Annotated in this window: 10 protein-coding genes; 5 read left to right on the forward strand and 5 right to left on the reverse strand. The window is 64.0% G+C overall.

Translation table 11 applies throughout. The annotated features are described in order from the left end of the window. A partial coding sequence (locus DBR34_RS21610; RefSeq protein ID WP_219928201.1) for a hypothetical protein occupies positions 1–279 on the forward strand: 279 nt, incomplete at its 5' end. Between the two features lie 172 nt (positions 280–451). Beyond that, on the forward strand, positions 452–835 hold the full coding sequence (locus DBR34_RS02920) for a YbjQ family protein (RefSeq protein ID WP_128095621.1): 384 nt from the start codon (positions 452–454) through the stop codon (positions 833–835). A 60-nt stretch (positions 836–895) separates the two neighbouring features. Here the strand turns inward: DBR34_RS02920 and DBR34_RS02925 are convergent, their stop codons facing one another. The 3 genes from DBR34_RS02925 to DBR34_RS02935 form a co-directional block, all read right to left on the reverse strand. Further along, positions 896–1,525, reverse strand: coding sequence for an SMI1/KNR4 family protein (locus DBR34_RS02925; protein WP_181393883.1), 630 nt, complete (start codon positions 1,523–1,525; stop codon positions 896–898). 92 nt (positions 1,526–1,617) lie between these two features. Then, positions 1,618–2,259: an SMI1/KNR4 family protein gene (locus DBR34_RS02930; protein WP_128095623.1), complete on the reverse strand. Its 642-nt coding sequence runs from the start codon at positions 2,257–2,259 to the stop codon at positions 1,618–1,620. 82 nt (positions 2,260–2,341) lie between these two features. Further along, positions 2,342–3,415, reverse strand: a complete 1,074-nt coding sequence (locus tag DBR34_RS02935; RefSeq protein ID WP_128095624.1) for a NucA/NucB deoxyribonuclease domain-containing protein — start codon at positions 3,413–3,415, stop codon at positions 2,342–2,344. Positions 3,416–3,810: 395 nt separating this feature from the next. On the opposite strand from DBR34_RS02935, the gene DBR34_RS02940 reads away from it, so the two are divergent. The 3 genes from DBR34_RS02940 (at position 3,811) to DBR34_RS02950 (ending at position 6,593) form a co-directional block, all read left to right on the forward strand. Further along, complete coding sequence (locus DBR34_RS02940; protein WP_258223625.1) at positions 3,811–5,193, forward strand: serine hydrolase domain-containing protein; 1,383 nt, start codon at positions 3,811–3,813, stop codon at positions 5,191–5,193. Positions 5,194–5,345: 152 nt separating this feature from the next. Then, positions 5,346–5,639 (forward strand): hypothetical protein, encoded by a 294-nt coding sequence (locus DBR34_RS02945; RefSeq protein ID WP_219928202.1) that lies wholly within the window; start codon positions 5,346–5,348, stop codon positions 5,637–5,639. Positions 5,640–5,759: 120 nt separating this feature from the next. Beyond that, positions 5,760–6,593, forward strand: coding sequence for an SDR family NAD(P)-dependent oxidoreductase (locus DBR34_RS02950; RefSeq protein WP_258223626.1), 834 nt, complete (start codon positions 5,760–5,762; stop codon positions 6,591–6,593). A 90-nt stretch (positions 6,594–6,683) separates the two neighbouring features. Here DBR34_RS02950 and DBR34_RS02955 read toward each other — a convergent pair whose 3' ends face one another. Next, positions 6,684–7,481 (reverse strand): hypothetical protein, encoded by a 798-nt coding sequence (locus tag DBR34_RS02955; RefSeq protein WP_128095627.1) that lies wholly within the window; start codon positions 7,479–7,481, stop codon positions 6,684–6,686. A 66-nt stretch (positions 7,482–7,547) separates the two neighbouring features. Further along, positions 7,548–8,345: a hypothetical protein gene (locus DBR34_RS02960; protein WP_128095628.1), complete on the reverse strand. Its 798-nt coding sequence runs from the start codon at positions 8,343–8,345 to the stop codon at positions 7,548–7,550. Positions 8,346–8,385: the final 40 nt, after the last annotated feature.

Below are 8,385 nucleotides of genomic sequence, written 5' to 3' on the forward strand. Positions count from 1 at the left end.
GTCCTGGGTGTGCTGGCACTGTTTCGACGACATGCCTGGGGACGCGGATTGGGCACCTTGGTCGGCGCATGCGTGTTACTGATAGGCGCGTACGTGGCATGCGTGGACACCTGGCGTTTCTGGCCAGACCGCGGGGCTGCCGATGCACCGACGCGGGTTGCCATCGTCGTTGGCTGCGGGCTGCTGTGGCTGTGTTTGCTCGTACTGACAGTTGCCGTGCGGCGGGGCAAATCGTGCGGGGCAGACGGCGGCGTTCGCGCGACGACGCGCTATCCCTGACGCAATTTTCAGGAACTTCTCGCCGACTTCGTCCAGTGCTTGCTGGGTCCCCATCGGCGCCATAAGATCGTGGATGCGCCCCGGGGAAAGGGGGCCCCAGCCCAATCCATTCACGCCGATACCGACGCACCCGTGGGTGTTTGCCGTGTTCTCAACGTAGATCGAGGTAGCAATGGCAGATCCCTACAACAGCGGACCACGGCCGCCGTCCGCGCCGCGTCTGGACGATTCGATGGTCACCACGGCAATGGAACTGCCGGGCTTCCGGGTTGTGCGCAGCTTGGGCGTGGTGCGCGGTATCACGGTGCGCTCGCGTTCCATCGTGGGCAATTTCCTGGGCGGGCTGCAGACGATCTTCGGGGGCAACATCACCATCTACACCGAACTCTGCGAACAGGCCCGGGAAGAGACCTATCGCGACATGGCAAAGCATGCGCGGATGCTGGGGGCGAACGCGATCATCGCGATGCGCTATGACGCTACCGATGTGATGACCGGTCTTACCGAAGTGTTGTGTTACGGCACGGCAGTGGTGGTGGAGCCGGTGGGGTTGTAGCACCGGATCATGCGTCGGCAGATGACGGGTGGGTTGGCGCCCCGTCATCCCATCCCGGCGTTAGCTGTTCTTCGAACAGAGGGTGATTACATATCGCGCTGTGTAAATCGCCCGCTCCATCACCTCATGAAAGCTGTTGGCATACTCGGGCATCTCGTGACCGAGCTCCACGATCTCCAACTCGCCTTCGGCGTTTCTAACGTGTGGATCCAGCAGGATGAACTCGGGTTGATGATGTGGCGGCCCAGAGAGTTGTATGGTGCCCTCCAGGCGACTCCATACGTCGTCCGCCATCTCGCCAGTCTGGTCGTCGAGTGCGTCACGCCATAGCGCTGCTTGGTGTGCGTGGTCTTCCCCGAAGTGGGTGATGAGCTCGACGGGAAGAAGGGTGTTTACGATCGCACCGGGCATGAAGAAGCCATTGGCCACTCTGAGAAACGCTCTGTAGCTGGAAGGTAGCTCAATGCCGAGGCGCTGCTGGGCCTCGTGGATCTGACGGTCCGTCGCCGGGGGCATGCCGAGCCACCGCGCCTCGCCTGCAATGATGGCCTTTGCCAAGGCGGCCATCGGGTGGTCCGGGTGCCGCTGGGTGAACGCTCCCAGCCTTACTTCCAGTGAAGGGTATCCATGCAGGTGCACGAGTTCGGCAAGAGAGACTTCGTTGAGTTCGTGTAGCAGATCAATCCACATGATGTGGTCCATCCTGTTGAATCGAGGCGTGCCGAGCTGAACGGTGTTGAGCCGGTAACCGATAGGACAAGACGAGTGCAACGGCGACACAGCTACGATGTCCTTGAATGAAGTTTCAGTCCGTACCGAACGGAATGGAGCGCGCTCTTCATTACATCCTCGAAGCCACCTACGTAATCGGGGCCTTCGTGCACGAGCTCCAGGATTTCGAATCCCTTGGCGACGGCGTCGCGGTCAAGATCCATGAGCACATACTCTGGCCTGCCGTTTGGTGGTCCTGATAGTTGAATGGTGTGCTCCAGTCGACTCTGTACGAAGTATGCGAACTCCCCTGTATGGTCATTCAATCCCTCCCGCCAGAGCCGCGCTTCCTCGGCGTGTTCATCGCCGAATGGGCTGATCAGCTCCACAGGAAGGATGCAACTGATTGCCTCGCCGGGAATGAGAAATCCGTTAGACACCTGCAGGAAGGATTTGTAGCTGGATGGCAACGGCATGCCGAGGCGCAGTTCTGCTGCTTCCATGCGCTCCTGGCTCGCTGGTGGCATTCCCAACCATGTTGCTTTGCCTTGGATGGTGTCCGCAGCAAGCTGGGCGATGCTGCTGCCTGGATACCGCTCTATGATCTGAGCCATCCCCAGTCCCGGCGGAGGAGAGGCCAGAACGTGCGGGATGATCTCCAGGCAAGCTTGATTTAGCTCGGTCAGAAGTGAGTTCCAGGTTTCACTGTTCATTGCCTGTATGTCCTCCGATACGCCCCGCTCATTCGCATGCCTGCGTCGGCATCAGGATTTGGGTGGTACGGGCTTGTGTTGATCACTCTGTGATATCTACCCAGAATTCCTCGCCCTCCAGCACTCTGGCTTCGGTGCACAAGAGGGTGCCCAAGCGATTTCCAACATCCTGGTTGTCCGCTCCTGCGATGTACTTCACAGACATGGACGTCTCAGGGACCAATGATGCTCCCTGATTTGTTGCTGCGAAGGGGTACTCATCACAATTGAGGCCGGCCTCTGCACCACCCGGAAATCGGCTTTTGCACAGTTCGCCCGAGGCTCTTCGATTTGCTCTTCTGACGGTGCCATTCTGCGTGCGAGTCAGGGCCGTTCCGCGAAGATTTTGGTCGGTGTGCCAATATCCGGGCCGTCCCGGAAGCACTGACTGGGCGGCCTGGATGTGGATAGCTGATTCGTCGGTATCCGGGTTGCTCAGGCTCACCTCAAACACAGTGGGGTAGTCGGTGAAACGACACCCCGATGTGTTACTCCTGGACAGCGTGTCGCAGCGTAATTGCGGCGCGACCATTTGTATTGGCGTCTGGTCGACGTTGAATCGTGTCAAAACCAGCTGTGTGTTCTGACTGGTCTTGCCATCGTCCGTATCGAAGCGAAGCGCGGCGGAGAATTCGTAGATTCCTGGTCCACTCAGCGTTTGTGGCTCGAACTGCTGCTTCTCAGTGCAACTGCCGCAGTATAGATCGGGGGCTACGATCAGCCCGGCCATTGCGTTGCCTTGTATGGCTTCAAACTCGACGCGGACGCGGTGCGTCCATGCGGTGCGACTTTGCGGGACAGACACATAGTCATACATTGTCACGTTTGCCACTTCTTCCTCACCCGTTTCCGGGTTGTGTGAGGAGTACGTCGCGACCCGTTTTACGCAGTAGTGCTTTCGCGAACCAGTGGCTTCTTCCTCATCCTTGTCCGTCGCATCCTTGCACGCTTCTTCGAACGACATCTCCGGATTCTGCAGGCTGTACTCGTACTGCCGCAGCTCGTCCAGCGACATGCTGGCGACCATCTCCGCATCGGTGGGGCAACCTTCTTCATCCTGCGCATAGGCGGGCAATGCAGACAACGCAATGGCCAAGGCCAGCGGGGTGAGCTTCATGTACTTCTCCTGGAAGTTGGATGCGTGGATGCATCCGGTATCCCGGTGTTACGCCTGCTCAAGATGCTTCGATGTAGGGAAACTGCACTGCGTGCGCGAAGCGTGACGCTCCGTCGGCGGCGCCTGTGCCGCACTGCACGCTTGGCAGCTCGAAAGTGTTTGGGCTGCATGGCGGCATGACGATCCGTCACTGTCAGCGCGTGTCGCGATCAGCCGCTTCATGCGCGTTCCAATCAGAATCGGAGGCAGGGAGATGCATGCCGAGGGCGTGCTGCCACGTCCCGCGCCATCGTTGAAACCGACCGCCATCTATCCGATAGTGTCCCGGCCACGCACTGGATTCGGGCGCGGTGGCCATTCTCCAAACGGACGAGGTGGAATGCATGCGGCGGTTGATGGTTATCGGAATTGCAGTCCTGCTGCTGGTCTCACCGGCGTCCCGTGCCAAGTCGCCTGAGCCGGAACAGGACACGGCCCAGCAGGCACTCACGGCGTGGCTGGCCGCCTTCAACGACGCCGACGGCGATGCACTGCGCGCGGTACGTGAGAAGTACGGCATGCGCCCCAATCGTGTGGCCGATCTCGAATTCCGCAAGGACACCGGTGCCCTGCAGGTACTCGAGGCCAGGCCCGGCACCGCTGGCACGGCGCAGGTACTGGTGCTGCCAACGGTGAATGACCGCGCGATGCTGGTCACCGCGTCCGTCGACCCGACATCCGGCGCAACCGCGCTCCAGTTCGAAGGCGCCGAAACGCCACCCCGGTTCGCGCCCAAGCGTGTGCCGGAAGCCACCCTCCTGGCCGACGCCAATGCGCGACTCGACGCACTGCAGGCATCGGACGAGGTTGCCGGTGCCTTCCTCGTTGCCAGGAACGGCGAGGTGCGGATGCAGTGGCAGGGTGGGCGGGCCGACCGCGATCGTGCGCTGGCCGTGTCCGCCGACACCCGGTTCCGCCTGGCATCGTTGAACAAGATGTTCACCGCCGTGGCCATCCTGCAGCTGGAGCAGGCGGGCAAGCTGTCCCTGGACGATTCCCTGGGCAAGCACCTGCCGACCTACCCGAACCGTGCGGTGGCCGATGCGGTCACGCTGCGCCAGCTGCTGAACCACACCAGCGGGCTGGGCGACATCTTCGGCGAGAAGGCCAGCAGCACCTCCGGCGCGCTGCGCACCCTGCACGACTACTGGGCGGTGTTCGCGGCTGAGCCACTGGCTTTCCCGCCGGGCAGCAAGGACCAGTACTCGAACTACGCCTATATCCTGCTGGGCTCGGTGATCGAGGCGGTGTCGGGTCAGTCTTACTACGACTATGTGGATACCCACGTCTACCGGGTAGCGGGCATGACCGCGACCGGATCCCTGCCGGAGTCCACACCGGTCCCGGCCCGGGCGAACGCGTACACCCGGGTGGATGGGAAATGGGCGTTGGAAACGGCATCGCTGCCCTGGCGCGGCACCTCGGCGGGCGGTGGTTACAGCACCGTGGGCGACCTGCTGAAATTCGGCGAGGCACTGCGCACGGGAAAGCTTCTGCCGCGCGCCGTTTTGGCGACAGCCACCGCGCCACAGAACACCATGGGCTGGTATGGCTATGGCTTCATGGTGCGTGGCCAGGGCAGGGAGCGTCTGTATGGGCACGAAGGCGGTGCGCCCGGTGCGAACGCGGTGTTCTATGTGCTTCCCGAGCAGGGCTATGTGCTGGTGGGGTTGAGCAACGTGGACCCGGAGGCGATGGGCAACGTGGTCAATTTCGTGGCCAATCGGCTTCCACTGTGAACGTGCACGGGCAGGGCAAAGGTGCTGACAGCATGAGCGCACACGCCGCGGGTCCATGCCGGGGCCGGCACGTCGCACGGTTGTACGCCGGCGCACTTGCCTGCCTGCCACTGCCGGCGCTGGCGTCGGATTTCACCGGCCTGCTCACCGGCATGACGCTGCTGCTGCTCGCAGTCACCCTGGTGGTGTTGCTGCCCCTGCTGCTGGTCCGCCGGCATGCCTGGGTGCGGTGGCTGGGTACGTTCGTGGGCGTGGGCGTATTGCTTATTGGCCTTGGCACTGCGGGCGTGGATACCTGGCGGCTGGTGGCCCGGACCAGGGCGGAGGACGTGCTGTCGGTGGGCACCGGCCTGCTGCTGCTCTACCTGCTGCTATGGCTGGCCATTGCCTACACGACGTACCGTCTTCAGCGCGGGCCGGCCGGACCGGGCACACGCGGGCGCTGACGATACCTGTAGCGTATTGCCACGGCACGCAACAGGTATTGGCGGCGCACCCTGTTGCTGTCCGATGCTGTGCGGATGACAACAACGCATCACGTTTCCTTCCAAGGCCAGGTGGGCCTGGTGACCGGCGCGGCCAGTGGGCTGGGTCTGGCCTATAGCCGTCTGCTGGCCCAGCGCGGCGCACAGGTGGTAATGCACGACGTGGGTGCCGGGCTGGACGGCACGGGCCACGACCCGCAGCGGATTGCCCGGACGGTCGCGCTGCTGCGCGAGGGCGGGCTGGGCGTGCACGCGGCACACGGCAGCATCGACACCCGCGCCGACTGCCAGGCCCTGGTCGCCGGCATCCTGCAGTGCCACGGGCGGCTGGATTTCATCATCCACAATGCCGGGTGGGTGGAGTACCAGTCGATCAACGAACTGGACGATGACCACTTCGACCGCATGATGACGCTCGCCGCCAAGACGCCGCTGTGGCTGGCCGAGGCCGCGTGGCCCTCGATGCAGACCAACCGCCACGGTCGCATCGTACTCACCACCTCCGACCGTGCGCTGTACCCGCAGTACGTGCAGAAGGGGCTGGCAGCCTATGCCGCAGCCAAACTGGCGGCGGTGGGCATCGTCAACGTTCTGGCTGCCGAGGGCGCGCCGCATGGCATCGTGGTCAACGCGGTGTCGCCGGTGGCCAAGACCCGCATGTGGGGCGTGGAAGGCGAGCCGGACGAGCTGCATCCGGATGCGGTGGCGCCGGGCGTGGCATTCCTGGTGTCCCCGGCGTGCGTGGACGGCGGCTGGATCCTGCGGGCCAGCAACGGCCAGTTCCATGCCACGCGCAGCACCGAGGCCGAGGGCGTGGCCTACCCGCGCGATCTGCGCGCGGTGCGTGCCGGCAGCATCGAAGACATCGCCGGGCAGTGGCCGGCCATTGCACCGACGGTGGCGGAATCGCGCTGACGTCCGCGCTGTGGCGAGATCCTGTACCGGTCCATTGAGGGTGACGATGCGCGCTTCGCGCTCCAGCTGTGGATGTGCGGCGCGACGCGCTTACAGATAAGCGCGCAGGTGCTGGATCGTGCGGAACACATCGGTGATGGTCTCCAGCGCGTCACCGCGCATCAGGCGGCTGTTGTCCGGGGCGTCGGCACCGCTGGCAAGCAGCACGAACTGGTTGGCGGGGTCCGGCTGGTGGACCAGCCCGTAGAGTGCGCGCCGGTCCAGGCAGCTGTTTTCCGGAGTGCGCGAGGTGCCGCGCTCCGGCACGTTGGCCAGCCGTTCCAAGGTGGGCGGAGTGCGGTCCAGGTAGTCGTAGAACGCCACGACCGGCGCACCGTCGCTGATCTCCAGCACGTAGAGCGCGTGGTAGTGGTCATCCACCTGCATGGACGCAACGTCACCGGCGCGCCAGCGCGTGAGTGATTTCTGCAGGCCCGGGCGTCGCACCGGCATCACCGGTGCGCTTTTGAGCAGGCGGACGATGTCCGGGCTTTTGCGGTAGAAGTGGTCACTCAGTGCCACCGCCTTGTTCAGGGCCTTGATCGCGGCAAGCGCCTTGGCCGTCAACGCAGGGGACTGGATGCCCTGTTGATGCAGGGCGGTGGCCAGGGCCAACGCGGTGGTGTGGCGGTACAGCGGCGTGGCGACCGTGTCGTCGCTGTCCAGGATGTGGTGCCAGCGCATCAACAGCGTGTCGACGACGCCCTCACCGATGGTCGCCTGGCTGTGCGCGGCAGGATCGGGACCGGAGCGCGCGCGCCGCACGCAGTGCTTCACGTCGCGTTCGATGGCATCCACCAGATCGCCGCCGGCGAGCTGCTGGAGAATGCTGCGATGGGTGATCGACATGAACGGCTCCGGTCCGTGGAAGGCCGAACAGCATAGCCCGCGCGCTGGACGGCGACGCTATGCGGTTCAGCGGTACGCACGTAGCCAATGGAGGGTGCGGAACACGTCGCTGACGGTGTACAGCCCGTCGCGGCGAAGCAGGTGGCGGTTGTCCGGCCCTTCGGCGCCGCTGGCGAGCAGAACGAACTGGTTCGCTGGATCCGGTTGGTGGACCAGGCCGTACAGGGCCAGACGATGCAGGTAATTGTCCTTCGGATCCGGCGAGGTGCCGCGCGCCGGTAGCGTCGCCAGCACGTCCAGGGGGGGCGCGACAGGGCTGAGGTAGTCATAGAACTCCACCACCGGTGCGCCCTGGTTGGCACTCAGCACGTAGAACGCATGGTACTGGCCGTCCACCTGCACCGAGGCGATGTCACCGGCGCGCCATCGGGTGAAGGACTTCTGCATGCCCGGGCGGCGCGCTGGCATCACCGGTTCGCTTTCCAACAGGCTGGCGATCTGCGCGCTCTTGCGGCGGAAGTGATCGCTCAAGGCCCCCGCCTCGCTCAAGGCGCTGATCGCCGCGATGGCCTGGGCGGTCACCGCGGCGGATGCGAACCCCTGCTGGTGCAGTGCGGTGGCCAGCGCCAGTGCGGTGGTGTGGCGGTACAGCGGGGTGGTGATGCTGTCGTCGCTGTCCAGGATGCACTGCCAGCGCAGCATCAGGGTGGCAATGACCTCCGCGCCGATCTCGGCCGGTTCACGCGCAGCCTTGTCGGGGGAAAGACGCGCCCACAACGCGCAGCGCTTCACGTCAGATTCGATCGCTTCCACCAGTTCGCCGCCGGCCAGGTGGTTGAGCACGTTGCGGTGGGTGAGGGTCACGGTGGTCGCTCGGTGTGCAGGCCGGACAGTTTAGCGGGTG

The organism is Stenotrophomonas sp. HMWF003 (genome assembly GCF_003061285.1).
Classification (GTDB): Bacteria; Pseudomonadota; Gammaproteobacteria; order Xanthomonadales; family Xanthomonadaceae; genus Stenotrophomonas; species Stenotrophomonas maltophilia_AP.

Coding starts and splice junctions, on each gene's coding strand:
- DBR34_RS02920 (WP_128095621.1), top strand. CDS start 452: ATGGCAGATCCCTACAACAGCGGACCACGGCCGCCGTCCGCGCCGCGT.
- DBR34_RS02925 (WP_181393883.1), bottom strand. CDS start 1,525: ATGTGGATTGATCTGCTACACGAACTCAACGAAGTCTCTCTTGCCGAA.
- DBR34_RS02930 (WP_128095623.1), bottom strand. CDS start 2,259: ATGAACAGTGAAACCTGGAACTCACTTCTGACCGAGCTAAATCAAGCT.
- DBR34_RS02935 (WP_128095624.1), bottom strand. CDS start 3,415: ATGAAGCTCACCCCGCTGGCCTTGGCCATTGCGTTGTCTGCATTGCCC.
- DBR34_RS02940 (WP_258223625.1), top strand. CDS start 3,811: ATGGTTATCGGAATTGCAGTCCTGCTGCTGGTCTCACCGGCGTCCCGT.
- DBR34_RS02945 (WP_219928202.1), top strand. CDS start 5,346: ATGACGCTGCTGCTGCTCGCAGTCACCCTGGTGGTGTTGCTGCCCCTG.
- DBR34_RS02955 (WP_128095627.1), bottom strand. CDS start 7,481: ATGTCGATCACCCATCGCAGCATTCTCCAGCAGCTCGCCGGCGGCGAT.